General features: G+C 51.8%; 27 protein-coding genes. 12 read left to right on the top strand and 15 right to left on the bottom strand.

Going from position 1 to position 25,743, the window contains the following annotated elements; all coding sequences use genetic code 11:
* Positions 1-49: 49 nt before the first annotated feature.
* On the bottom strand, positions 50-289 hold the full coding sequence (zapB, locus tag ACCW76_RS15595; protein ID WP_034823745.1) for a cell division protein ZapB: 240 nt from the start codon (positions 287-289) through the stop codon (positions 50-52).
* A 421-nt stretch (positions 290-710) separates the two neighbouring features.
* Here zapB and ACCW76_RS15590 point away from each other — a divergent pair, with 421 nt between their 5' ends.
* The 3 genes from ACCW76_RS15590 (at position 711) to glpX (ending at position 4,207) form a co-directional block, all read left to right on the top strand.
* Complete coding sequence (locus tag ACCW76_RS15590) at positions 711-1,559, top strand: MIP/aquaporin family protein (RefSeq protein WP_436339087.1); 849 nt, start codon at positions 711-713, stop codon at positions 1,557-1,559.
* Between the two features lie 29 nt (positions 1,560-1,588).
* Positions 1,589-3,100, top strand: a complete 1,512-nt coding sequence (glpK, locus tag ACCW76_RS15585) for a glycerol kinase GlpK (RefSeq protein WP_436339085.1) — start codon at positions 1,589-1,591, stop codon at positions 3,098-3,100.
* A gap of 96 nt (positions 3,101-3,196) precedes the next feature.
* Entirely contained in the window at positions 3,197-4,207 is a 1,011-nt protein-coding gene (gene glpX, locus ACCW76_RS15580; RefSeq protein WP_045833625.1) for a class II fructose-bisphosphatase, read from the top strand.
* On the opposite strand, the gene emrD is transcribed toward glpX, so the two are convergent.
* On the bottom strand, positions 4,197-5,393 hold the full coding sequence (gene emrD / locus ACCW76_RS15575; protein WP_436339083.1) for a multidrug efflux MFS transporter EmrD: 1,197 nt from the start codon (positions 5,391-5,393) through the stop codon (positions 4,197-4,199). The two genes, glpX and emrD, sit on opposite strands and share 11 nt — an antisense overlap.
* A gap of 290 nt (positions 5,394-5,683) precedes the next feature.
* On the opposite strand from emrD, the gene fpr reads away from it, so the two are divergent.
* The 4 genes from fpr to ACCW76_RS15555 all read left to right on the top strand — a co-directional run bounded on the left by fpr (position 5,684) and on the right by ACCW76_RS15555 (position 9,130).
* Positions 5,684-6,430 carry a ferredoxin--NADP(+) reductase gene (fpr, locus tag ACCW76_RS15570; RefSeq protein WP_436339082.1) on the top strand — a complete coding sequence of 249 codons (747 nt, stop codon included), beginning with the start codon at positions 5,684-5,686 and terminating at the stop codon, positions 6,428-6,430.
* A gap of 106 nt (positions 6,431-6,536) precedes the next feature.
* Positions 6,537-7,127, top strand: a complete 591-nt coding sequence (locus ACCW76_RS15565) for a YiiQ family protein (RefSeq protein ID WP_038644079.1) — start codon at positions 6,537-6,539, stop codon at positions 7,125-7,127.
* Positions 7,128-7,247: 120 nt separating this feature from the next.
* The gene (tpiA, locus tag ACCW76_RS15560; RefSeq protein ID WP_034823759.1) at positions 7,248-8,015 is read left to right on the top strand and encodes a triose-phosphate isomerase; all 768 of its coding nucleotides are present in this window, start codon (positions 7,248-7,250) and stop codon (positions 8,013-8,015) included.
* 110 nt (positions 8,016-8,125) lie between these two features.
* The gene (locus ACCW76_RS15555; protein WP_436339081.1) at positions 8,126-9,130 is read left to right on the top strand and encodes an IS110 family transposase; all 1,005 of its coding nucleotides are present in this window, start codon (positions 8,126-8,128) and stop codon (positions 9,128-9,130) included.
* 377 nt (positions 9,131-9,507) lie between these two features.
* Here ACCW76_RS15555 and ACCW76_RS15550 read toward each other — a convergent pair whose 3' ends face one another.
* The 5 genes from ACCW76_RS15550 to cpxP all read right to left on the bottom strand — a co-directional run bounded on the left by ACCW76_RS15550 (position 9,508) and on the right by cpxP (position 14,319).
* Positions 9,508-10,266: a CDP-diacylglycerol diphosphatase gene (locus tag ACCW76_RS15550; protein ID WP_436339079.1), complete on the bottom strand. Its 759-nt coding sequence runs from the start codon at positions 10,264-10,266 to the stop codon at positions 9,508-9,510.
* A gap of 130 nt (positions 10,267-10,396) precedes the next feature.
* A complete protein-coding gene (locus tag ACCW76_RS15545; RefSeq protein WP_034823765.1) occupies positions 10,397-11,386 on the bottom strand; it encodes a sulfate ABC transporter substrate-binding protein in 990 nt (329 codons plus the stop codon).
* Positions 11,387-11,533: 147 nt separating this feature from the next.
* Complete coding sequence (gene pfkA / locus ACCW76_RS15540) at positions 11,534-12,496, bottom strand: 6-phosphofructokinase (protein ID WP_034823768.1); 963 nt, start codon at positions 12,494-12,496, stop codon at positions 11,534-11,536.
* A 207-nt stretch (positions 12,497-12,703) separates the two neighbouring features.
* Entirely contained in the window at positions 12,704-13,606 is a 903-nt protein-coding gene (gene fieF / locus ACCW76_RS15535; protein WP_436339077.1) for a CDF family cation-efflux transporter FieF, read from the bottom strand.
* 200 nt (positions 13,607-13,806) lie between these two features.
* Positions 13,807-14,319: a cell-envelope stress modulator CpxP gene (gene cpxP / locus ACCW76_RS15530; protein WP_038644071.1), complete on the bottom strand. Its 513-nt coding sequence runs from the start codon at positions 14,317-14,319 to the stop codon at positions 13,807-13,809.
* A 150-nt stretch (positions 14,320-14,469) separates the two neighbouring features.
* On the opposite strand from cpxP, the gene cpxR reads away from it, so the two are divergent.
* Genes cpxR through trmL form a run of 3 tightly spaced genes read left to right on the top strand, consistent with a single transcriptional unit; the run spans position 14,470 to position 17,050 of the window.
* Positions 14,470-15,168, top strand: a complete 699-nt coding sequence (gene cpxR, locus ACCW76_RS15525; RefSeq protein WP_007885339.1) for an envelope stress response regulator transcription factor CpxR — start codon at positions 14,470-14,472, stop codon at positions 15,166-15,168.
* The gene (gene cpxA, locus ACCW76_RS15520) at positions 15,165-16,541 is read left to right on the top strand and encodes an envelope stress sensor histidine kinase CpxA (RefSeq protein ID WP_034823776.1); all 1,377 of its coding nucleotides are present in this window, start codon (positions 15,165-15,167) and stop codon (positions 16,539-16,541) included. Before cpxR ends, cpxA begins: the two co-directional genes overlap by 4 nt.
* Positions 16,542-16,576: 35 nt before the next feature.
* Positions 16,577-17,050 (top strand): tRNA (uridine(34)/cytosine(34)/5-carboxymethylaminomethyluridine(34)-2'-O)-methyltransferase TrmL, encoded by a 474-nt coding sequence (trmL, locus tag ACCW76_RS15515; RefSeq protein WP_436339076.1) that lies wholly within the window; start codon positions 16,577-16,579, stop codon positions 17,048-17,050.
* On the opposite strand, the gene cysE is transcribed toward trmL, so the two are convergent.
* From cysE to ACCW76_RS15490, 5 genes are all read right to left on the bottom strand, one after another.
* Positions 17,047-17,862 carry a serine O-acetyltransferase gene (cysE, locus tag ACCW76_RS15510; protein WP_034823780.1) on the bottom strand — a complete coding sequence of 272 codons (816 nt, stop codon included), beginning with the start codon at positions 17,860-17,862 and terminating at the stop codon, positions 17,047-17,049. The two genes, trmL and cysE, sit on opposite strands and share 4 nt — an antisense overlap.
* Before the next feature lie 67 nt (positions 17,863-17,929).
* Positions 17,930-18,949, bottom strand: coding sequence for an NAD(P)H-dependent glycerol-3-phosphate dehydrogenase (gpsA, locus tag ACCW76_RS15505; protein WP_182056728.1), 1,020 nt, complete (start codon positions 18,947-18,949; stop codon positions 17,930-17,932).
* Positions 18,949-19,413, bottom strand: a complete 465-nt coding sequence (secB, locus tag ACCW76_RS15500) for a protein-export chaperone SecB (protein ID WP_436339074.1) — start codon at positions 19,411-19,413, stop codon at positions 18,949-18,951. The genes gpsA and secB overlap by 1 nt, the downstream gene beginning before the upstream one ends.
* A 39-nt stretch (positions 19,414-19,452) precedes the next feature.
* Positions 19,453-19,707, bottom strand: coding sequence for a glutaredoxin 3 (gene grxC / locus ACCW76_RS15495; RefSeq protein ID WP_007885328.1), 255 nt, complete (start codon positions 19,705-19,707; stop codon positions 19,453-19,455).
* 17 nt (positions 19,708-19,724) lie between these two features.
* Complete coding sequence (locus tag ACCW76_RS15490) at positions 19,725-20,156, bottom strand: rhodanese-like domain-containing protein (protein ID WP_034823789.1); 432 nt, start codon at positions 20,154-20,156, stop codon at positions 19,725-19,727.
* Between the two features lie 249 nt (positions 20,157-20,405).
* On the opposite strand from ACCW76_RS15490, the gene envC reads away from it, so the two are divergent.
* Positions 20,406-21,707, top strand: coding sequence for a murein hydrolase activator EnvC (gene envC / locus ACCW76_RS15485; RefSeq protein WP_045815707.1), 1,302 nt, complete (start codon positions 20,406-20,408; stop codon positions 21,705-21,707).
* Between the two features lie 3 nt (positions 21,708-21,710).
* Positions 21,711-22,610 (top strand): divergent polysaccharide deacetylase family protein, encoded by a 900-nt coding sequence (locus ACCW76_RS15480; protein WP_436339103.1) that lies wholly within the window; start codon positions 21,711-21,713, stop codon positions 22,608-22,610.
* Between the two features lie 125 nt (positions 22,611-22,735).
* Here ACCW76_RS15480 and ACCW76_RS15475 read toward each other — a convergent pair whose 3' ends face one another.
* Genes ACCW76_RS15475 through rfaC form a run of 3 tightly spaced genes read right to left on the bottom strand, consistent with a single transcriptional unit; the run spans position 22,736 to position 25,742 of the window.
* Positions 22,736-23,893, bottom strand: coding sequence for an O-antigen ligase family protein (locus ACCW76_RS15475; protein WP_436339071.1), 1,158 nt, complete (start codon positions 23,891-23,893; stop codon positions 22,736-22,738).
* Positions 23,871-24,779, bottom strand: coding sequence for a sugar glycosyltransferase (locus ACCW76_RS15470; RefSeq protein ID WP_436339070.1), 909 nt, complete (start codon positions 24,777-24,779; stop codon positions 23,871-23,873). The genes ACCW76_RS15475 and ACCW76_RS15470 overlap by 23 nt, the downstream gene beginning before the upstream one ends.
* Entirely contained in the window at positions 24,780-25,742 is a 963-nt protein-coding gene (rfaC, locus tag ACCW76_RS15465; RefSeq protein WP_200539244.1) for a lipopolysaccharide heptosyltransferase RfaC, read from the bottom strand. It abuts the gene before it with no gap.
* Position 25,743: the final 1 nt, after the last annotated feature.

Genomic DNA, 25,743 nt, shown 5'->3' with positions numbered 1-25,743 from the left:
CAACAAAAACGGGTGCCGCAGCACCCGTCATGGGTTTAAGCATAGACGCTTAAACCTCTTCCATTTTTCCCAACAGTGCACGCAGGCGCTCCTGCCACACGTGCTGTTCTTCTTTCAGATGCTGGTTTTCGCGCACCAGTGCATCCTGGTTGCCGGAAGCCTGGCTGGCTTCGTTGCGCAGCGTATTATTCTGATCTTTCAGCTCTTCAATTTCCATCTGCAGCAGGGTGATGGTATCAATCGCCTGCTGTACTTTCGCTTCCAGTTTCTCGAACACTTCAAATGACATCTTTATGACCTCTCCTAAATCTCTTGCAAGGCGTTGATGGTGCTGGGACTGCCTTGTTATGGTGCGTCCAGCCACGATGTCCCGATTGTATGTAGCCACACCCCGCAAGTCCAGCGACACAAGGCCTGCACGGGCAGTCTGTAACACTTTTCAGTTAATGCTTAAAAAAACGCTCACGATCGCGCATTTTTGCGCGCGGTCACGATATTGGACTTAGGTAAAGCAGGGTTAATGGGCCTTAAAGAAAGGTAAAAGACGCGAAAACGCGCATTTTTATGACGGAGTACACATATTTTGATTTCGCTATTTCTCGTTTATGCTCGTTAACGATAAATTCACATCAGCCCTACATAAGAGCTGGGTGACTCATGGATTGAGAACAAAAACTGATAAAATTTAACCTCGCTTCAGGAATGCCATTATGAGTCAGACAACGAACACACTAAAAGGTCAATGCATCGCCGAGTTTCTCGGTACCGGTTTGATCATCTTTTTTGGTGCAGGCTGTGTTGCTGCATTAAAACTGGCTGGTGCCGCATTCGGTCAGTGGGAAATCTGTATTATCTGGGGTCTTGCTGTCTCCATGGCCGTGTATCTCAGTGCGGGCGTATCCGGCGCGCATTTAAATCCAGCGGTAACGGTCGCGCTGTGCCTGTTTGCTAACTTTGAAGGGCGCAAAGTGCTGCCTTACATCCTGGCGCAGGTTGCCGGTGCCTTCTGTGCGGCGGCGCTGGTTTATGGCCTCTACTACAATTTGTTCTTTGATTATGAAGCCAGCCATCAAATGGTGCGTGGCAGCGTGCAGAGCCTCGATCTGGCCGGTATCTTCTCAACCTACCCTAATCCACACATCAGTGTCGGTCAGGCGTTCCTGGTTGAGATGGTGATCACGGCGGTTCTGATGGCTGTGATCATGGCGCTGACCGATGACGGCAACGGTGTACCACGTGGTCCACTGGCTCCGCTGTTAATCGGTCTGTTGGTTGCCGTGATTGGTGGTTCAATGGGCCCGCTCACCGGATTCGCACTTAACCCGGCGCGTGACTTCGGTCCTAAGCTGTTCGCCTTCATCGCAGGATGGGGTGATGTGGCCTTTACCGGCGGCAAAGATATTCCTTACTTCCTGGTTCCGATTTTTGGCCCACTGGTGGGTGCTTGCCTCGGAGCCTTCGGTTACCGTTCACTGATTGGCCGTAACCTGCCGGTCAGTGTGGCGGAAGCCAGCAAAACAGAAAAACCGGTCGCACGCGCTGAGCAGCGTAAAGCGTAAGTTTCATCGTTAATCATCAGGAAAATAAAATGACTACGACTGATAAAAAATACATTCTCGCGCTCGATCAGGGCACGACCAGCTCGCGTGCCGTGGTACTTGATCATGACGCGAACATCGTCGCCGTCTCGCAGCGCGAATTTACCCAAATCTACCCGAAAGCGGGATGGGTAGAACACGACCCAATGGATATTTGGGCGTCACAAAGCTCCACGCTGGTCGAAGTGCTGGCTCATGCCGACATCCGTTCTGATGAGATTGCCGCGATTGGTATCACCAACCAGCGTGAAACCGCCATCGTGTGGGATAAAGAGACCGGTAAGCCGATCTATAACGCCATCGTCTGGCAGGATCCACGTACAGCGGACTACTGTAACAAGCTGAAGAAAGAGGGTCTGGAAGAGTACATCCAGCACACCACTGGTCTGGTGATTAACCCGTACTTCTCAGGCACCAAAGTGAAGTGGATCCTCGACAACGTTGAAGGTGCGCGCGAGCGTGCAAAACGTGGCGAGCTGCTGTTCGGTACCGTTGATACCTGGCTGGTGTGGAAAATGACCCAGGGGCGTGTGCACATCACCGACCACACCAACGCCTCTCGTACCATGATGTACAACATCCACAAGCTGGAGTGGGATCAGCGTATGCTGGAGATCCTCGATATTCCGCGCGAAATGCTGCCGGAAGTGAAAGGCTCTTCTGAAATCTACGGCCAGACCAACATTGGTGGTAAAGGCGGTACGCGTATTCCAATCGCGGGTATCGCGGGTGACCAACAGGCAGCCCTGTACGGCCAACTGTGCGTACAACCGGGTATGGCGAAAAACACCTACGGTACCGGCTGCTTCATGTTGATGAACACCGGCACCGAAGCGGTGAATTCAACGCACGGCCTGCTGACCACCATTGCTTGCGGCCCGCGTGGCGAAGTGAACTACGCACTGGAAGGTGCGGTGTTCATCGGCGGCGCGTCCATTCAGTGGCTGCGTGATGAGATGAAGCTGATCAGCGATTCAACGGACTCTGAATACTTCGCGCTGAAAGTGAAGGACACCAACGGCGTCTACATGGTGCCTGCGTTTACCGGTCTGGGTGCGCCATACTGGGATCCGTATGCTCGTGGCGCCATCTTCGGCCTGACCCGTGGTGCCAACGCGAATCACATCATCCGCGCAACGCTGGAATCGATTGCTTATCAGACACGTGACGTTCTGGAAGCGATGCAGAACGATGCGGGCACCCGTCTGCAATCTCTGCGCGTGGATGGCGGTGCGGTCGCCAACAACTTCCTGATGCAGTTCCAGTCAGACATTCTCGGTACGCGCGTTGAGCGTCCTGAAGTGCGTGAAGTGACCGCGCTGGGTGCAGCTTACCTTGCTGGCCTGGCGGTAGGCTTCTGGAGCGATCTGGAAGAAGTACGTGCGAAAGCGGTCGTTGAGCGTGAGTTCCGCCCAAGCATCGAAACCACCGAACGCAACGTGCGCTATGCAGGCTGGAAGAAAGCCGTGGCGCGTGCGCAAGCGTGGGAAGACGCTGAGTAAAACCTCTGACCCGCGGCACCCTGCCGCGGGTTTTTCTCCCCGCCCTGCTTTCCCCTCCGTGTTACACTGCCTGCCTGTTTTTTATCAGGTGCAACCATGAAACGAGAACTCGCGATTGAATTTTCCCGTGTGACCGAAGCCGCTGCATTAGCGGGCTATCACTGGTTAGGACGCGGCGATAAAAATGCGGCCGACGGTGCAGCCGTTCACGCTATGCGCATTATGCTCAATACCATTGATATCGACGGTCAGATTGTGATTGGCGAAGGCGAAATCGACGAAGCGCCGATGCTCTATATCGGTGAAAAAGTCGGTACCGGCCGTGGGGATGCGGTGGATATCGCTGTCGATCCTATCGAAGGCACACGTATGACGGCGATGGGTCAGGCCAACGCACTGGCAGTATTAGCCGTGGGCGATAAAGGTAGCTTCCTGCACGCACCTGATATGTACATGGAAAAACTGATTGTCGGGCCCGGCGCGCGCGGGGCTATCGATCTCAACCTGCCGCTCGACGCCAATCTGAAGAACATCGCCATCGCTCTGGATAAACCCCTCAGCCAGCTGACCGTGTCGATTCTGGCCAAACCGCGCCATGACGCGGTGATCGCGCAGCTCCAGCAGCTCGGTGTGCGTGTGTTTGCCTTCCCGGATGGTGATGTTGCGGCCTCGATTTTGACCTGCATGCCTGATAGCGAAGTGGATGTACTTTACGGTATCGGCGGTGCGCCAGAAGGTGTGGTGTCAGCTGCGGTGATCCGTGCAATGGATGGCGACATGCAGGCGCGCCTATTGGCACGTCACCACGTCAAAGGCGACAGTGAAGAGAACCGTCGTTTGGGCGAGCAGGAGCTGCAACGTTGTGCTGAAATGGGCATTAAAGCCGGAGAAGTGCTGAAGCTGGAAGAGATGGCGCGTAACGATAATGTGATTTTTGCCGCCACCGGTATCACCACCGGTGACCTGCTGAAAGGCATTACACGTAAAGGTAACATCGCTACCAGCGAAACCCTGCTGGTGCGCGGTAAATCACGCACCATCCGCCGCATCCAGTCGATCCACTATCTGGATCGCAAAGACGCGGCGCTGCATCAGTTTATCCTGTAATCGCCTGTTTGCCGCTCTCCGGATGACGTGAGAGCGGCCACCAGCACAGCAGCATCACCAGCGACGTGACAAACATCAGCATCCCGAGGCTCGACTGATCGTGCTGCGGCAGCAGCGCCGACAGCCAGGCAATCACGCCAGAGCCAAGATTCTGTATGCCACCAATCAGCGCGCCCGCACTCCCTGCTAACCATGCATACGGCTCCATCGCACCGGATGTCGCCAATGGGAACAGCATCCCGGCACCAAAGAAGAACAGTGCGGCAGGCACCAGCAGTGTCCAGATATTCATGATGCCGAACCATGCCGGCATCCACATCAGCAGCCCAGCCAGCAAGCAACTGTTTACGCCATACCACATCAGCGTATGCCAGGATTTCTGCTCGCGTCCGGCAAACCACGCACCGAAAAAGGCGGCCGGGATGGGCAGAATAAACAAGATGCTGACGGTGATGCCATCCAGACCGAGCACGCCACCCATCAAAACGCCACAGCTAGCCTCAAACACCGCAATGCCTGCCAGCGCGCCGACCAACAACAGCAGATAGCGGATAAAATTCCCGTCGCTAAGCAAGGTGGCATAACGACGCAGAAACGGTGTGGCAGGTGTATCCACCGGGCGCGTTTCTGGTAGCCAGCGCGCCATGGAAGCGGTGACGCCGACACACAGCAACAGCAGGAACGCAAAACAAGCGTGCCAGCCAAACAGATGCGTCAGCAGCGCACCAATGACCGGAGCCAGCAGCGGGCTCACCAGAATACCCATATTCAGCAGGCTATTGGCCTGGCGCAGTGCGATACCGGAATAGAGATCGCGCGGCATGGTGCGAGCCATCACCCCCGCGACGCCAGTACCCAAACCCTGCACCGCACTGCCCAGCACCAAAATCTGCAGTGATGGCGCAAACATGGCGATCAATGCTCCCACGGCAAAGATCGTCATACCGATAAGGATCACCGGACGACGGCCAAAGCTGTCTGACAGCGGACCGTAGATCAGTTGCGATCCACCATAGGTCATCAGATATGCGGCCATGACCTGCTGCATGCTGCCACTGCGCACGTTCAGGGCTTCAGCCATGTTCGCCATCGCCGGCACATAGATGGTTTGCGCCATCTGTCCGACCGCCACCAGCACGATCAGCATGAATAACAGGAAGCGGTTTTGTGTTTTATTCATCAACATGGAACAAAATGTCTGCCTGAGAAACAAAATAAAAGCAGCACTAAAAAAGGCTGCTGGCGATTAATGGCGGCAAAAATATCAGGATTGCGTGACAAATCGAGAGGTGAGCGCAAAGCGACTGACGCAGTGGTGTCAAGATTACGTACCGGGTCGTAACCCGACCGCTACAGTTGATGTGGAGTGCGCATCATTTGTCGCTGAGAGCCCTTTGCTCTCCGCCGGGCTGGAAATCTGCGACAGGGCTGACGATGATAGTGACACGCCTGAATAATCAATAATAAGGAGCGATCATGGCAGAGTGGATCAATGCGGAAGTACAAGAAGTGAAAAACTGGACCGATGCACTGTTCAGCCTGCGCGTTACCGCGCCAATTGATACCTTTACCGCCGGGCAGTTTGCCAAGCTGGCGCTGGAAATTGATGGTGAACGTGTGCAACGCGCCTACTCGTATGTGAATGCGCCGCACGATCCCTTACTGGAGTTCTATCTGGTCACAGTGCCTGAGGGTAAACTCAGTCCACGTTTGCAGGCATTGCAGTCTGGCGATCAAGTGATGGTGACCAAAGAAGCCGCCGGTTTCTTTGTACTCGATGAAATTCCCGACTGCAGCACACTATGGATGCTGGCGACCGGTACAGCAATCGGTCCTTATTTATCGATTCTGCAGCAAGGCGAAGATCTGGAACGGTTTGACAACATTGTGCTGGTGCATGCGGCACGTTTCGCCGATGACCTGAGCTTCTTGCCGTTGATGCAGCAGCTGCAACAGCGTTATCCGGGCAAATTACACATTCAGACGGTGGTGAGTCGAGAAGAGATCGCCGGTTCACTGCACGGTCGTGTGCCGCAGCTGATAGAGAGCGGTGAACTTGAACGTGCGGTAGGTTTGCCGATGACCGCTGACACCAGCCACGTGATGCTGTGTGGCAACCCGCAAATGGTGCGCGATACCCAGCAATTGCTGAAAGATACGCGTGAGATGCGCAAACATTTCAAACGCAAACCCGGCCATATGACCAGCGAGCATTACTGGTAATACGTGCGGTGTGAAGATTGTCAGACTTTTCCCAGTGTGGGTTTTGACTTTGGTCGGTAAAAACCGTTCTAATCGTGGGCTAAGTGAATGATTTAGGGCCGAAGCAATGAAGAATCTGCCAGTCGCGTTGCTGCTAAGCGTCGCGCTGACATTTCCCGCCTGGGCGGAGGATGCGACACCGCAGGATCGAAGCGATCACCTGCCTGCCGCCCCTTATCTATTGGCAGGTGCCCCCACCTTCGATATGACCATCGCGCAGTTTCGCGAGAAGTACAACGCAACGAATCCAGATCTGCCGTTGCAGGAATATCGTGCGATTGATAATCGAGACGATAAAAGCAACCTGACACGCGCCGCCAGCAAGATCAATGAAACACTCTATGCTTCTACTGCGCTGGAACAGGGCACCGGAAAAATCAAAACGCTGCAAATTACCTGGCTACCGGTTCCCGGCCCGGATATGAAAACCGCGCAGGCACGTGCGATGGATTACATGACGGCATTATTGCGATTTTTTGTCCCTGGCTTATCGCCTGCAGATGGACGGAAAAAGCTTGATGCACTGCTCAGCGCAGGCAAAGGCGCGCGCTATTTTGCCAGTACTGAGGGTGCATTGCGTTTTGTGGTCGCGGATAACGGTGACAAGGGATTAACCTTCGCGGTTGAGCCGATAAAACTCGCGCTCGCGACCCCTTGATCACCGCGGCAAAAATGACGAAAAGCAAAGCCAGCGACACGTTTGATCTCTATACTGTCTGGCAGACATCGCTGCCCGATGGCAGCGCTATTTCATGAATCGCGTTATGCGGAGGAAAGAATGCGACATCCACTGGTTATGGGTAACTGGAAACTGAATGGCAGCAAGCACATGGCAGGCGAGCTGATTGAAGGTCTGCGCAAAGAGCTGTCTGGTGTTGAAGGTTGTGGCGTAGCAATTGCTCCACCCACTCTCTATCTTGACCTGGCAAAACACGCCGTCTCCGGCAGCCACATTGCACTGGGTGCACAGAACGTTGACGTTAACCTGTCTGGCGCATTCACCGGTGAAACCTCCGCAGAAATGCTGAAAGATGTCGGCGCGAAATACATCATCATCGGCCACTCTGAGCGCCGTACTTACCACAAAGAAAGCGACGAGTTCATCGCGAAGAAATTTGCTGTGCTGAAAGCAGCCGGTCTGGTGCCAGTCCTGTGCATCGGTGAAACTGAAGCAGAGAACGAAGCGGGCAAAACGGAAGAAGTGTGCGCACGCCAGATTGACGCCGTGCTGGAAACTCAGGGTGCGGCTGCGTTCGAAGGCGTGGTCATTGCCTACGAGCCAGTTTGGGCGATTGGTACCGGCAAATCCGCTACCCCTGCGCAGGCCCAGGCCGTGCACAAATTCATTCGTGACCATATCGCGAAGAAAGATGCGGCGATTGCTCAGCAAGTGATCATTCAGTACGGCGGTTCTGTTAACGACAAAAATGCCGCAGAACTGTTCACTCAGCCAGACATCGATGGCGCGCTGGTTGGTGGTGCTTCACTGAAAGCCGATGCGTTCGCAGTGATCGTGAAAGCAGCTGCAGCAGCGAAAAACGCCTAAGTTTTTCGGCGTGTAATAAGGCGGCTGATAAGCCGCCTTAATGAGATGGTCACCTCCACCCTGTCGGGCGCTATGCTGACAGGGTGTTTTTCTTTCTGAAGGGGATCATCATGCAAAACGTATCGCTCATTGGTATCGATCTCGGCAAGCACTCATTCCATGTTCATGCTCAGGATAAACACGGGCATGCCTTATTACGTAAAAAGTTCTCCCGCTCACAGTTAACCACTTTTCTTTCCACCTGCTCAGCTTCTACTGTGGTGATGGAGTCCTGCGCCGGAGCACACTACATGGCGCGTCACATCAGTGCGCTCGGTCATCAGGTGAAGCTCATTTCTCCGCAGTTCGTCCGGCCATTTGTTAAAACCAACAAGAACGATTTTATTGATGCTGAAGCCATCTGCGAAGCCGCTTCGCGTCCTTCAATGCGCTTTGTTGCACCGCGTACTGAAGAACAGCAGGCGATGTCAGCCATTCACCGGGTGCGCGAGTCACTGGTGAGAGAGCGTGTCAAAATCACTAATCAGATGCATGCGTTCCTGCTGGAATTTGGCATCAGCCTGCCACGGGGTATCGCAGTTATCAGGCGGCTGGAAGCTCTGCTGGAAGAACACGCACTTCCACCGTATCTGGCCCGTCTGCTGGTGCGGCTACGCCAGCACTATATCTGGCTGAGTGAGCAGATAGACGAGGTGGAGCAGGAGTTAAAAAATCATCTGTCGGATGATGAGTCAGCACAGCGTCTCCTGACGATCCCGGGCGTCGGGATGATCACTGCCAGCCTGCTGTCGACAAAGCTGGGAGACGGAAAAAACTTTGCCAGCAGCCGGGATTTCGCGGCATCAACCGGGCTTGTGCCGCGACAATACAGCACTGGTGGCAAAAACACGCTGATGGGGATAAGCAAGCGCGGAGATAAAAAACTGCGACGATTACTGGTGCAGTGTGCCCGCGTCTTTATGCAGCGGATTGAACACCACCCGGGACGGCTGGCTGACTGGGTAAAAGAACAGCTGACGCGACATTGTTCGAATGTGGTGGCGTGCGGGCTGGCGAACAAGCTGGCAAGAATAGCGTGGGCGATAACGGCACACCGGACAGAATACAGTCATTAAAAAAGAGCTGACAGCGGGCTGCCAGCTCTTGCTTAGGTGTTTACAGTTACCATCTGGTTTTGCGACGACTGATCATTGATGACCTGAACGGCACAACGACCTGCGGATGAACCTGACATAAAAAATGGCTCACTGAAGCCGACGCCTTTTTCAGGGTTCCACAGGTGCGAACTTCATCGTGGCGCGGGACAATATCCCATCAGACGCCGTATAGATTTAAGCAAGCCTCTCGTCATTAATCAAAATCAGGGTTGCAAAAATGGAGGTGACCATAGATTTTTATTACCAGAGATTTAAAGGGTATGTGATGAGACAGTATTTCAAACCCACCCAACGTGATAATCGGTTTCCGTGAAGCTTGAGATTGGAAGCCATGATTAATGGTTCAAAATCTGGCATTGATGGTCCTGCAACTCCTCTGCAGAACCGCTGTTAAGCATTAACCAGTTACGTTCCAGCGCCAGCAGGGCTAAACGCCCATCCGGCAATGCCGTTAGCGCCATCCCATATTTTCCCATCTCGCTCCGCGCATTAGGCACTTCAGTCGCCAGACGGATAAAGGCACTTTGCTGGGCCAATTCAGCCGTCGACAGCGCACGAATCAAATAGTGATGTTTGCGCAGCGTAGCTGACTGCCACTGTTCGTTGAGCTTCGGGCTTAACGCATCAAGCCGTTGGCGCACATCAGGTCGCAGACAAGAGATGTGGATGTGCAGTTGATTCTGCGTACGGCCATATTGCGCGTTGATGGCCAGAGACAGCGCGCTGTCAGCAATCGGCGCACCGCGTTTCTTTGCCAGCAGACTACGCTGCAGCCAGGCAGCGGCAAAAAGATTTGGCGTAGCGGGTTCGAGAATGATCGGGCTTTCCATGCCAGTGATTTTCTCAATCGGCATCAGCAAATACTGTAAAGGCCCGTTGAGATCTTTCAACGTGACATAACCTTGTGCCGTATTCACTTGCTGGCAAGGGGCGGGATTGCCACTCTTCGCCAGATTGGGCACGCACTTCTCACTGATGATCTGCCAGAGGGCATTGGAGTTTTTCTGGAAATGGAAGGCGCTGACGATCAGTCCGACAATCAGCACCAGCAGTAAAACGGTTAGCAACTTCAGGGTGCGACGACTTCCCTGCATGGCCGAATTCCTCTGTTCATCACCTGCCAGCATCCTCGCCTGCCGTCTGGGCAATGTCACGGACTTTTACTGCTCTACAATGCAAAACGGCCAGTATCAGGCTGACCGTTTCTATTTGATGCGATGACGATTACGGTTTCATGACCTGATCGTAGCTGCCACCATCGGCGAAGTGCGCTTTCTGCGCTTGCGTCCAGCCACCGAACTTGCTGTCGATAGTGAACAGTTTCACCGGCGCAAAGGTGCTGGCAAACTTTTTCGCGACTTCAGGATCGCGCGGACGATAGAAGTTTTCCGCTGCGATGGTCTGGCCTTCTGGTGAGTAGAGATACTTCAGGTAATCTTCGGCCACTTTACGTGTGCCCTGCTCATCCACCACCTTGTCGACCACCGAAACAGTGGGTTCTGCCAGAATCGATTCGCTTGGCGTGACGATTTCGAACTTGTCTTTACCCAGTTTGTTCACCGCCAGATACGCTTCGTTTTCCCAGGCAATCAGCACATCGCCTATGCCACGTTCTACGAAGGTGTTGGTCGCGCCACGTGCACCGGAGTCCTGCACTTCCACGTTCTTGAACAGCGCCTTCACATACGCCAGTGCTTTGGCCTGGTCACCGTTGTTTTGATCCAGCGCCCAGCCCCACGCGGCCAGATAGTTCCAGCGTGCGCCACCTGAAGTTTTCGGGTTTGGCGTGATCACCGATACGCCAGGTTTAATTAAATCGTTCCAGTCATGGATGCCCTTCGGGTTGCCTTTGCGTACCAGGAACACGATGGTTGAGGTATAAGGGGCGGAGTTGTCTGGCAGGCGCTTAATCCAGTTTTTATCGATCCGACCACGGTCAGCAATAGCATCCACGTCAGACTGCAGCGCCAGGGTCACGACATCAGCACGAATGCCGTTGATCACAGAGGTTGCCTGCTTCCCTGAACCGCCATGAGACTGACGGATCACCACATTGTCGCCCGTTTCCTGCTTGTAGTGTGCGCTAAACGCTTTGTTGTACTGTTCATACAGCTCACGCGTTGGATCGTAAGAAACGTTTAACAGCTGGATATCCTTTGCCAAAACACTGGTGGAAGCCAGTAACAGGGTGACACCAATACTCCACTTGTTCATTGCTTGCTCTCCCGAGGTCGTTATAGAACAAGACTGACATAAACCAATCCAATGATTAAAGAATTAAAAATAAGTGGTTATAACTGGAGGGAATATAAGTGGGGATAAAAAAGGGCACGGTGGAGGCCGCGCCCTGATTCAGTTTGATTAGTAGAGTTTTTTCGCCGTATCCAGCCAGTCGCGCTTGAATGGGCGCTTCATGTTTTCAATCGCGTCAATGATGTCGTGATGCACCATCTTCTCATTCTGAATGCCGACACAACGTCCGCCGTAGCCCTGCAACAGCAGTTCGATGGAGTAGGCACCCATACGTGACGCCAGGATACGGTCGTAAGCACATGGCGCACCGCCACGCTGAATATGCCCAAGCACAGTGGCACGTGTTTCGCGTTTGGTTTCTGCTTCAATGTAATGCGCCAAATCGTCGATATCACAGATGTGTTCGGTAATGGCCACAATGGCGTGTTTTTTACCTTTGGCGATACCCGCTTTGATCTCTTCGACCAGCTCTTCACGGGTATAAGGAATTTCCGGCAGCACGATGAATTCACAACCACCGGCGATGGAAGCAGCCAGAGTCAGATCGCCGCAGTAACGACCCATCACTTCCACGATGGAGATGCGCTGATGCGAAGAGGAGGTGTCGCGCAGACGGTCAATCGCTTCAACCACGGTTTCCAGCGCCGTGAAGTAACCGATGGTGTAATCAGTACCGGCAACGTCATTATCGATGGTGCCTGGCAAACCAATGCACGGGAAACCCATTTCCGTCAGACGTTTGGCACCCATGTAGGAACCGTCACCGCCAATGACCACCAGCGCGTCAATGCCGCGCTTCTTCATATTCTCAATGGCAACCTGACGAACTTCCTCATTACGGAAATCCGGGAAGCGCGCAGAACCGAGGAAAGTACCGCCACGGTTGATCATGTCGGACACGCTGTAACGGTCGAGGTTGATCATACGGTCTTCATACAATCCCAGATAGCCGTCGTAGATACCAAAAACTTCAAGGCCTTCACTCAGCGCGGAACGGACAACTCCGCGGATGGCTGCGTTCATGCCTGGGGCGTCACCGCCGCTGGTCAGTACTCCGATTTTTTTGATCATGACAACCTCTGGATTGTTCAAAACTAAGGATTATTCCTGCCTGCCGACCGGTGTAAACCCGCTCACGATCGTGCGGCTTAATAGTTGCAGATAGTATATCAAAGGCTTGATGCTGAATTGATTCAGGTCAGACAAGTTTTCGCTATTTTTTTACAGAGTTGTTAGCGTTACGTCATTTTTATAACGCAACGCCATGATATTTAAACGCTAAAACTGGAAAAAGCCTTGCTGATTTTCCGGCACCACCGAGCAGGGATCCTGATGGATGATAACATCCGAACCGGGAAACTTAAGCCGCAATGCTTGCTCGATCTGATCCGCTACCTGATGTGCCTGCACCAGCGGCAGGTGGTCATCCATTTCCAGATGAAGCTGAATAAAACGGGTGGGCCCGGATTGACGCGTGCGCAGTGCATGGGCTCCGCGCACACCTGGCCAATCGCTAACCAAATCGATAATCGCCTGCTTCTCTTCTTCCGGCAATGCACGGTCCAGTAAAGATTGCACCGCTTCATAGCCCATGCGCAAAGCGTTGTAGAGGATGTACACCCCAATCCCCAGCGCAAAGAGCGCATCTGCCCGGACAAAACCATAGCTGCTTAACACCAAAGCCACCAGGATCGCGCCATTCATCACCACGTCAGATTGATAGTGCAGCATATCTGCACGTATCGCCTGGCTGCGTGTCCGACGCACCACCCAGCGCTGGAAAGTCACCAGTAACAGGGTGGAAAAAAGGGCGATCACAGTGACGATGATACCGACCAGCGGCGCCCGTAATATATTGGGTGAGGCCAGATGCTGAATACCAGTGAGAAATAAAAACAGTGCCGAGCCGGAAATAAACATGCTTTGTGCCAGCGCGGCAAGCGACTCCGCTTTACCGTGGCCGAAGGTATGATCAGCGTCCGCAGGCTGGAGTGAATAGCGCACCACCAGTAAATTTGTCAGCGATGCAGCGATATCCACCAGTGAATCGACCAGGGCGGCCAACATACTGACTGAACCGGTCAGCCACCAGGCAAAAATCTTCACGATCAACAGTAATGTCGCCAGCGTCGTTGCCGCCAGTGCCGCGCGGTTGACGAGTTTCGCGTAGGAGGGATCCATGCCATGCCTCGTAGAAGCGTCTGCTCAGCGCAACGCCGTTAATCACATAATGGCTCAAGTTTATCATCGGCAAGCGTAAGCTGCGTGAATTGAATATTAAGGTGATGATGCAGCACAGGATTGGCAGATAAAAAAAACCCCCGCATCATGCGGGGGAAGACAGGGATGGTGTCTATGGCAAGGAAAACAGGGATACTATGTTACTGGTTACTGCTGGTACTACTCACTGCATGCAGCGGTGATGATGGCTGCAATCCTGAGAGCTGACGCATATCGTTAAGTCGCCGCTCATAATTCTTCTGCAATGTCGCTTGCTGTGCAGGCGTTAGCAGGTGATACATCTGGTTGCGAACCCGAGCCATCTCAACTTGCAGTTCTATCTGCGCGCGGGCTTGTTTCTCTGCCTGCTGTCGGATAGCCGATTCGTTAAATTTGTCTGCAATGACAAGGTCATGCATAGTTTCAATATCCTGAACGCTCATAACCGGGCGCTCATGTCGTGCTTGCTGCATCAGGTCTCGCATCTGTTGCCGCTGTTGTTCAGTCAGCTCAATGCCATCGAACATGTGGCTTTGCGGATTTTGCGTCATACTGCCTGTCGTCAATCCGCCGTTATGATGCATCTCGTCAATCGTCGTCGTGTCTGCTGCTTCTGCGCTGGCGTGACTGAGAACCATCGCTGAGGCAATGACGACGGCGGTTAAGTAGCGCATCGTTTACTCCCAGTTCGTTCCGTTTTGCGATTCAACGAGAGCTAGTGTACGGCGATAGCTGCAAACATCCGTCAGGGGGTGTAAAACTACGTAAAGCGTTGGATTGCAAGTCAAGGAACACGGTATTTTGCCTGCGGAGGGCAACAAAAAATGAATAAAATCCTGTTGGTTGATGACGACCGCGAATTAACTTCGCTGCTTAAAGAACTGCTTGAGATGGAAGGTTTTGAGGTGATTGTCGCCAGCGATGGCGAGCAGGCGCTTAACCTGCTGGATAACACCGTTGACTTGTTATTACTCGACGTCATGATGCCGAAGAAGAACGGTATTGATACGTTGAAAGAATTACGACAACAGCACCAAACTCCGGTCATAATGCTGACCGCTCGCGGTAGTGAGTTGGATCGTGTTCTTGGCCTTGAGCTGGGCGCGGATGACTATCTACCAAAACCGTTTAATGACCGTGAACTGGTGGCGCGTATTCGGGCTATTTTGCGCCGTTCAAACTGGAGCGAACAACAACAGCAGCATGACAATAGTTCACCCACGCTGGAAGTGGATTGCCTGCGCCTCAACCCAGGCCGCCAGGAAGCCAGCTTCGATAGTGAAACGCTGGATCTGACGGGCACGGAATTCACGCTGCTCTATTTGCTGGCACAGCACTTAGGTCAGGTCGTGTCGCGTGAGCACCTCAGCCAGGAAGTGCTGGGTAAACGCCTGACGCCGTTTGACCGCGCGATTGATATGCACATTTCAAACCTGCGTCGTAAATTGCCGGAACGTCGTGATGGTCATCCGTGGTTTAAAACGCTACGCGGACGCGGCTATCTGATGGTTTCGGCATCATGATTGGAAGTTTGACCACCCGCATCTTCGCCATTTTCTGGCTCACCCTGGCGCTGGTGTTGATGCTGGTTTTGATGGTGCCCAAACTCGACTCACGCCAGATGACCGCACTGCTGGAAAGTGAGCAACGACAGGGCACCATGATTGAACAGCATGTTGAAGCTGAGTTATCGCAAGATCCCCCTAACGACCTGATGTGGTGGCGCAGGCTCTTTCGCGCCATCGACAAATGGGCCCCACCCGGCCAACGCTTGTTATTGGTGACCAGCGAAGGCCGGGTGATCGGGGCACAGCATAATGAGATGCAGGTGATTCGTAACTTTATCGGCCAGTCTGATAATGCCGATCACCCGCAGAAGAAAAAGTATGGTCGTGTGGAGATGGTGGGCCCGTTCGCCGTGCAGGATGGTGAAGATAACTATCAGCTCTACCTGATCCGCCCCGCCACCAGTTCTCAACTGGACTTCGTCAATCTACTGTTTGACCGTCCGTTATTGCTGCTGATTGTGACCATGCTGATTAGCTCGCCGCTGCTGTTATGGCTGGCGTGGAGCCTGGCGCGTCCTGCACGTAAACTGAAACATGCTGCCGATGAAGTGGCGAGCGGAAACTTACGCCAGCATCCTGAACTGGAATCTGGTCCACAGGAGTTTCTGGCAGCAGGTTCAAGTTTCAACCAAATGGTGAGCGCACTTGAACGCATGATGACCGCACAGCAGCGTTTGTTATCCGATATCAGTCATGAATTACGCACGCCACTGACACGTTTGCAATTGGCTACTGCCCTACTGCGCCGTCGCAATGGTGAAGGTAAAGAACTTCAGCGTATCGAAACGGAAGCCCAGCGGCTTGATGGCATGATTAACGACTTGCTGGTGCTCTCACGCACTCAGCATAAAAATGCCTTAGTCAGTGAAGCGATGAAGGCGAACCAGCTGTGGAACGGTGTACTGGAAGATGCCAAATTCGAAGCCGAGCAGATGGGTAAAACCATGGATGTGCCGTATCCGCCAGGTCCGTGGCCACTGTACGGCAACCCGCATGCCCTGGAGAGCGCACTGGAAAACATCGTGCGTAATGCGCTGCGTTATTCCCACACGCATATCAGTGTGAGCTTCTCGGTGGATATTCAGGGTATTACCGTTCACGTTGATGACGATGGCCCAGGCGTCAGCGCTGAAGATCGCGAGCAGATTTTCCGTCCCTTCTATCGCACGGATGAAGCACGCGACCGTGAATCTGGTGGCACCGGTCTCGGACTGGCAATTGTGGAAACAGCCGTGCAACAGCATCGCGGTTGGGTGAAAGCCGATGACAGCCCATTAGGGGGTCTGCGGCTTACGCTATGGTTGCCGCTGTACTCCGCTCGTCAATAATTTGCTATGCTTCGGCCCTCGTTTCCGGGGGCCTTATGCTGAACATCGTTTTATTTGAACCTGAAATCCCGCCAAATACTGGCAATATCATCCGCTTGTGTGCCAATACAGGCTTCCAGTTGCATCTGATTGAGCCGTTGGGCTTTGCCTGGGATGACAAGCGTCTGCGCCGCGCCGGGCTCGATTATCACGAATACACCTCACTCAAAAAACACGCCAATTACACTGCGTTTGTCGAGTCTGAAGCACCACAGCGTCTGTTTGCACTCACCACAAAAGGCACACCTGCCCACAGCGCTGTGAGCTATCAGAAAGGGGATTATTTGTTGTTTGGTCCTGAGAGCCGTGGTTTGCCGGCAGAGATACTGAACGCGCTGCCAGCAGAGCAGAAGATCCGCATCCCGATGATGGCTGAAAGTCGCAGTATGAATCTGTCGAATGCGGTATCTGTGGTGGTTTATGAAGCGTGGCGCCAGCTTGATTATGCTGGCGCGCTGATCAAGAGCTAAATTCCGTCGCCGTACTCAAAGCCCGCGCCGTTGAAGAGTTGGTCCATATCCATCGAAGGTTTATCGCTGGTGGGTTTGCCAACGATACGCGCAGGCACACCGGCTGCCGTGGTATGCGGCGGCACCGGTTGTAGTACCACCGAACCCGCGCCAATTTTCGCGCCGCGCCCCACTTCAATGTTACCGAGAATCTTGGCACCTGCGCCAATCATCACACCTTCACGGATTTTCGGATGGCGATCGCCGCTGGTTTTTCCGGTACCGCCAAGCGTTACCGACTGCAAAATCGACACGTCATTTTCCACTACGGCGGTTTCACCAATCACGATACCGGTAGCATGATCGAGCATGATGCCGCGACCAATACGGGCTGCTGGGTGAATATCCACTGCAAAGGAGACGGAGATTTCGTTCTGCAAATAGACGGCTAACGCGCGGCGGCCCTCTTTCCAGAGCCAGTGGCCGATGCGATAAGCCTGTAATGCATGGAAGCCTTTCAGATACAGCAATGGCGTTGAATACTTATCAACGGCAGGATCGCGCTGGCGCACGGCTTGAATATCGTAAGCTGCAGAGACAATCATCTCTGGATCTTCGCGATACGCTTCCTCAACGATTTCACGTACCGCAATGGCTGGCATGATAGGGTTGGCGAGTTTGTTCGCCAGCATGTAGCTTAGTGCGCTGCCAAGATTTTCGTGCTTGAGTAAAGTCGCGTGATAAAAGCTGGCCAGCATGGGTTCACAATCAGCCAGCGCTCTGGCTTCAGCTTTGATGTTGTTCCAGACCAGTTCTAACTCTTCTGACGACATTGCTCTGTGCTCCCGATAAAAAAAGCGCCTGAGAGGCGCTGCAGGTGATTTAGCTGAGCATCCTGCTTCAGCTTTGGCTGTTTTCGTCCTTCCTTGCACGGCCAAGTAAACTCAATGCTGCCTCTCGCGCCGATTTTTCGCAATACAGTACCTGATAAATCTGCTCGGTAATGGGCATTTCAACACCCATTCTCGCCGCCAATGCTTTGACTTCTTTGGTGTTTCGATACCCTTCTACAACTTGTCCGATAATGCGCTGTGCCTCATCCACGCTCTCGCCTTGTCCCAGCATCATGCCAAAACGACGATTACGGGATTGATTATCGGTACAGGTCAGTACTAAATCGCCCAGCCCCGCCATGCCCATAAAGGTGGTGGGATCGGCACCCAGTGCAGCACCGAGGCGGCTCATCTCCGTTAATCCACGTGTGATTAACGCGGTACGTGCGTTGGCACCAAAACCGATGCCATCAGAAATACCGGCACCAATCGCAATCACGTTTTTCACCGCGCCACCCAGTTGCACGCCGATGAAGTCTGGATTGTTGTACACGCGGAAGCTTTTACCGCAATGCAGTTTTTGCTGCAGATCTTCAGCGAACTGTGCGTCAGTGGCAGCCAGCGCTATCGCTGTAGGCAGGCCCGCTGCAAGCTCTTTCGCGAAAGTTGGGCCGGAAACCACGGCCAGCGGAATTTGATCGCCGAGGATTTCACGCGCAACATCCTGCAAAAGCCGGCCAGTTTCTTTTTCGAGGCCTTTGGTTGCCCAGACAATTCGGGAATCTGCACGCAGATGCGGCTTCAATTGGGTGAGAACATCACCAAACACGTGGCTGGGCACCACCACCAACAGATCACGACTGGCACTCACCACCGTTGCCAAATCGGCTTCAGGAACAAGATTGTCAGGGAAAGGTACATCAGGCAGGAAAGCGGCATTACATCGGTCAGCCTGGAGCTGTGCCACACTGTGCGGATTGTGGCCCCAAAGCAGAACCGGATGGCCGTTACGAGCCAACGTAATGGCCAATGCGGTGCCGTACGAGCCGGCACCGATGACGCTAATCGAAGCGTTGAGGGTAGTCATCAGGCATCCTGACGTGGCGCTTCGCCTTCACCTTGCTGCTGCAGATAGTTCATGAACAGGGCATCAAAGTTAACTGGCGCCAGATTGAGCTGCGGGAAAGTACCACGAGACACGAGGCTGGTGATGCATTCACGTGCATACGGGAACAAAATGTTCGGGCAGTATGCACCGAGGCAATGTGCCATCTGAGTGCCTTCGATACCGCCGATGGTGAAGATACCCGCCTGCTGAACTTCGCACAGGAATGCGGTGTCTTCACCAACGGTTGCTGTCACGGTAACGCGCAGAACAACTTCATAGACTTCATCAGCCAGCTGAGATGAAGCGGTGTCCAGATCCAGTTTCACTTCCGGTTCCCACTCTTTCTGGAAAACCTGAGGCGCGTTTGGCGCTTCGTAAGAAACATCTTTGGTATAAACACGTTGAATCTGGAACTGCATTTCGTTTGTGTTATGTTCTGACATGTTACTAAATCCTGTGAGTTAAATTGTCTGACCGAAAAATTATGCCTGGAGTAAGGGATCCAGTCCCTGACGCCCATCCAGCGCGTAAAGATCGTCACAGCCACCAATGTGCTGCGCATCAATAAAAATCTGGGGAACTGTCGTGCGCCCGCTTCGCTGAATCATCTCTTCACGTTTCGCCGCGTTCCCATCAATAGGAATCTCCTGGAACGAAACACCTTTCTGATCCAACAATGCTTTTGCCCGGTGGCAATAAGGGCATGTGACTTTGGTGTAAATCTCAACATTAGCCATGCGGTTACCTCTGGGAATTATTTACCGCGTACCAGCGGCAGATTCTCACCACTCCAGCCGCTCACGCCATCTTTCAGCACGGAGACTTTTTCAAAACCTTCAGCGCTCAATTTAGCGGCTGACTCACCTGCGCTCTGACCAGTGGCACATACCACAATTATGGGCTGGGACTTGTGCTTTTCCAGTTCGGCAAAGCTCCCTTTTTTGATGTCAGCCGCTGCAATATTCACCGCACCTGAAATGTGCCCTTTGCGATAATCATCGCGCGAACGCACGTCTACAACCACCGCATCCTCTTTGTTGATCAGGTGGGTTGCTTCACCACGGCTGATTGTTTTTACCTTAGAGAACATTCCTTTAACGGTGGTCACAATCACCAGAACGAGTAAAACAACCCATGCCAGACTAAGGATGGTGTGATTGCTTGCAAACTGCATAATTTCTTGCATGAGGGGTAACGACTCCAGACCGGGCTAATAAGCTAAAACAAGGGTTCTGAGTATACCTGCGCCACTTAGCATGTACAGTCGCGAAGCGGGCAGAGTTACGATTTGTGCGTCATTTTCCAAAAAAAGTGTTCTAATCGCAAAATTGAGTCAAGGTTTATGCCGCTAAGCTCGGCACCGACATCTTTCGTAAAGCAAAACCCGCCCGGGATAACTGGTAAGCGGCTGTTCATCGTGGAATAATTATCGACTATGAAGGGAAAAGCGACCGTTACACACACAAGGACCTGTCACAACGGCCCAGCGCATCCGTTGTTATTTCGCTGGTCCGAAATCTCCCTGAGCTTGCTCTGCGCGGGCGCACTGTTATTGCCCGTTTACGCGCACAGTGCGGATGACAGTAAAACTCAGCTCAAGTCCATTCAGCAGGATATTGCTGACAAAGAGAAAAGCGTTAAAGCGCAGAAATTACAGCGCAGCAAACTTCTCGATCAACTGCAAAGTCAGGAAAAAGTGATTGCGCAAGCCAGCCGGCAGCTTCGGGAAACGCGCAATAGTTTGACCGCGCTCGACGGCGAAATCACGCAAATTACCACCTCCATTTCTCGTCTGGAAAAACAGCAGGCTCAGCAGGAAAAACTGCTGGCTCAGCAATTGGATGCGGCTTTCCGACAAGGCCAGCACAATGGGTTACAGCTGCTGCTGGGCGGTGAAGAAGCACAGCGCAGTGAACGCATTCTTGCCTATTTCGGCTACCTTAATGCTGCACGCCAGAAAAACATCGACGATCTCAAACAAACTCAGCAACAGTTGGCCGAGCAGCGTCAGGCATTGCAAGGTAAGCAGGAACAACAAAAATCCCTGTTAGCCCAACAGCAGTCGCAGCAGGCCAAACTGGAAACCGCCAGTGCGGCACGTAAGAAAACCCTGACGGTACTGGAAAGCTCGCTGGAAAAAGATCAGGCCGATTTGGTTGAGATGCGAGAAAACGAAAGCCGTCTGCAGGATAAAATTGCCAAAGCCGAACGCGAAGCGCGTGAGCGTGCCGAACGTGAAGCACGCGAGGCAGAAAAAGTACGCCAGCGTCAGGCGCAGGCAAAAGCCAAGGGATCAAGTTATCAACCCACACAAAGCGAACGTGAGTTGATGGCACGCACTGGTGGCCTCGGTAAGCCTGGTGGGCAGGCGGTGTGGCCGGTGAATGGACGTATTGAACACCGCTTCGGTGAATCCATGCAGGGTGAACTGCGCTGGAAAGGTCTGGTGATTGATGCACCAGAAGGCACCGAAGTGAAAGCCATCGCCGATGGACGCGTACTGATGGCCGACTGGCTGCAAGGCTACGGTCTGGTTGTGGTATTGGAACATGGTAAAGGCGATATGAGTCTTTATGGCTACAACCAAAGTGCGCTGGTGAGCGTGGGTACTCAGGTGAAGGCAGGACAGCCTATCGCCCTTGTGGGTACCAGTGGCGGCCGCGGCACGCCTTCGCTCTACTTTGAAATCCGACGTCAGGGACAGGCCGTCAATCCACTACCGTGGTTAGGAAGATAAGTGTTGTTTCAGCCTCAAAAGCTCTCAATTGCGTTCTGCGCACTGTTTTTCACACTATCGGCTCAGGCAGGTAAACTCTCAATTGTGATTGATGACTTCGGTTATCGTCCGGTTGAAGAGAATAAAGTGCTGCAAATGCCCGCTGCGATTTCGGTCGCTGTACTGCCGAATGCACCTCATGCTCGTGAGATGGCGACAAAAGCACATCAGGGCGGTCATGAGGTGTTGATTCACTTGCCAATGGCACCACTCAGTAAACAACCGTTGGAAAAAGATACCTTAACCCCAGAGATGAGCAGTGAAGAGATCGCACGCATTGTGCGGGATGCCTCGGGTAAAGTGCCTTTCGCCGTAGGTTTGAATAACCATATGGGCAGCAAAATGACCTCTAGCCTGCCCGGCATGCAGAAAGTGATGCAAGTGCTAAATCAGTACAATTACTACTTTCTCGATAGCATGACGATTGGTAATAGTCAGTCCATTCCCGCAGCGCAAGGTACGCATGTTAAAGTGCTGAAACGCCGGGTATTCCTTGATGACAGCCAAAATGAAGCAGCGATCCGTGAACAGTTTACCCGTGCCGTAAAACTGGCACAGCGCGATGGCTATGCCATTGCGATTGGTCATCCACATCCCACCACCGTTCGTGTGCTGCAACAGATGCTGCCATCACTGCCAGCCGATATTACGCTGGTACGTCCGAGTCAGTTGCTGAATGAGCCTGTGCATCAGGGCAAAACACCGCCGACAACCGATAAATCTCCGGGACCGAAGTTCCGTGCTCCAGGCGTGTGTAAGGTTAGTAAACCACTGACCCCCGTGCCGCAAAGTCGAGCCGTTGAAATAGTGATTGAAAATGTGGCAGGTAGTAAGTTAATCAATCAGTTAGGTTTACTTTTCTAACCCCGTCATCAACGTTTTGAAAAATTAACGTTGATCAGGTTTATAAAGTGATGATGAAAAACATTTCAGTCTAAAATTACACTACCAGATAGCAAGCGATCTGGTAGTGGTTTTTTATTTAGGATCTAGGCCTTACGGGATGACAATACTATCGCTAATGGCAACCAGAATAATACCCATGTTTCTCCAGGCCCACCAATCACAAACATCCCCTGAGTAACAAAAAACATCAAAGAGAAGAGATAAATTGAGGCTTCTAACCCCATGCCTTGATGATACTTTCTATACGCATGATACAAGCCAACCAGTATGAGTGATGCCATAAATAGCACACCCACCACACCGCCTTTTAAGAAAGCCGATACATAAATACTGTGTGTGGTTATAACATGTTGACCGATACTGTTTACGAATGTCAGCTGCTTATCAAACCCCCAACCGAAATAGGGATGAGTCATTGCATCTGAAATTGCATGATTCCAGATTCCAAATCTGATAAAACTCTGGGCATAAGAGGAAACAATGCGTGCATAAAAATCACTGCCATAATCGGTAAAGTAGAAAAATAATAAAATAGTAGCAATTGAAATCATGATATATAAGACATGTCTAAGGTGAACATGTTTATATTTAGCAAGTAAAACCGCCAAGGAAACTATTAAAGCCAATAACGGCCCTCGACTTTGCGTCAATATCAAGCCAATAAAGAGCAACGATGCAGGGATATAAATCCAATGCCTGCCTGACTCACGAGCAATAATCAGTGCACTTAAAATACCAAGAGCAAAATATCCACCGAGATCAATGACATTTTTTGGCGCGGCAAAAAAACCGTTTTCAAGTCTATTAGTCAGTAGCGTGTTCTTGTCTACCAACATAAATGTCAAAACAAGGACAATAAAACACCCGGAAAAAATGCAGCCATAAACCTTCAACAGACCATAACGCTTAATACAGTAATCAAACATACAAACGAAAAAAAGGAGATAACCGGTATGCTTTAGAGTTGAAATTATATTCTCTGGAACACTTGTCCATAAGTTCGTAATACTGTAATAAATGAGGAATAGTGCAACAACGCCTATTGACTTCCAGGGATATGGCTCGGGAAGACTAAGCTTTTTTCGCTGGACAAACAAAAATATCATCATCGTTGTAATCGACAGATGAAATAAATTATTTACTTTCCCAACACCTGTAAATATGGTCATTAGAAATAAAAATGCCATAAAAGAAATAGATGCAATAACTTCTAAACTTTCAGTTTTTTTTAAAAATGACATCTGGCGTCGCCTTCTCGAAAATTTCCTCTGTCAGTCCACTATTCATAGACAAGTTGTAAACTTTTATCCCTGCATTATTAAGCTCGCTGCTGGCATTCAAGAATGCGGGCTTTATCACTTGAGTAAAGTTTTCCCCTAAAAAGCTTTTCTGCTTATTATTTTCATTTTCATAAAACCGTGGGGATGAAAAATTATTCATATCAACCCCTGCTAACAGTATCCGATTTGAGCTGAGCCATACGGCTATTTGCAACGCCCAATAGGCCACTGTTCCCGCATCAAAAATACCTTGTCGGATATCCCATGAAAAACCTGATAATGGATCGGTCGGATAGACTGACAATCCTTTATTATCATTGAAATTCAAAGCATACTCAGCAGGTACTACTGATTTTCTAAATATCTTATAACTCAGATCTTCAATAATAGCCAAACGACACTTTATCTTATCGACTCCACCGCAATTCAACATATCATTGAGGCAATGAACTGTTGTAAAGAGCGTCAACTCAGGATCGTCCAGTACTTTTCCGACAATATCAAAACGGTTCTCAACAAAACCGCGATCGACAATAACATAATATGAAAATACGACTTTATCTCGTAGGTGATAAGCGCCATTAACACCAATAAATGTCGTTTCTGAAAGTAATTCAAAATCCAGATCATTAACTGACGGACCAGTTGCCAGTATCGTCATATCATTGTTAACGGTTTTACGTAATGAATCTAATGCTTCAATTTTTATTTCATTTTTTCGCCAGACTAGCCGTTCAATATGGTCTTCTGCCCCACGTTGAATCGTGATATGAGGCCAAAAGTTTTCATTGTGCCGATAAGCTCGTTCATGGGTATAACGATAGATTTGTTTAAATATTGATCCCATTCAAAGCAATTCCCGCAATTTTTCCATTACGCTCACGGCGGATATCGCCTGCATTGTGCCACCTGCGCCGCGTAGCTCATGCTGATTCTTACCATACCCCCCAATCAGCCCCGGATCAGTTGGACCAAACAGCGTAATATTCGGGCGGTCCAGCGCGGCGGTCAGGTGACTCAACCCCGTGTCGACCGAAACGACAGCGCGTGCCCCCGCCAACTGCTGTGCCACCTGCTCCAGCGCTAATTTTGGTAGCACCTCAACGTGGTCAAAACCTTCCGCCATTCTTAATGCACGCTGATGCTCATGTTCAGCACCCCACGGCAGTTTCACTCGCAGACCCGTCGGCTGTACCCGTTCAATAAGTTCGCGCCAGTGCGCCTCTGGCCAATGTTTGTTATCGCGGGTGGTCGCATGCAAAAACACCAGGTATTGATGCGCATCGTTGGGCAGCGTAGAAAGAAAATGTCCCGCAATGGCATAATCACCCTGGGTCTCCGGTTTCGCATAATCCAGGCTTTTCGCAAATAGCTCACGCGTGCGTTCAACCGCGTGTTGCTGTTTATTAATTTCATGGCGTTTGTCATACCACCAGCTGGCAAAGGGTTCCCGCGCGCTGCGGCTGTCTTGTCCATGCTTAACGCCTTTAGCCAGACGCGTCACCAGCGCAGCGCTTTTGATCAATCCCTGGGCATCAATCACCACATCATACTGGCGCGATTGCAGCTCACGTTTGAACAAGACGCGCTCTTCACGCTGCTGACTGCCAAACCAATGTTTACGCCAGCGACGAATCGCCACCGGCAGCACTTTATCCACTGCCGGATGCCAACTGGGGATCTGTGCAAAATTCTCTTCGACAACCCAATCAAAACGAATGCCGGGAATCGCCTGCATCGCATCAGTGAGCGCCGGTAACGTGTGCAGCACGTCCCCCATTGAGGAGGTTTTTACAATCAAAACGTGCATG

The organism is Pantoea sp. C8B4, from assembly GCF_051336905.1.
GTDB classification, from domain to species: domain Bacteria; phylum Pseudomonadota; class Gammaproteobacteria; order Enterobacterales; family Enterobacteriaceae; genus Pantoea; species Pantoea rwandensis_B.
The sequence above is the reverse complement of the archived record's forward strand: the minus strand, read 5'-3'. Positions and strand labels throughout refer to the sequence as shown.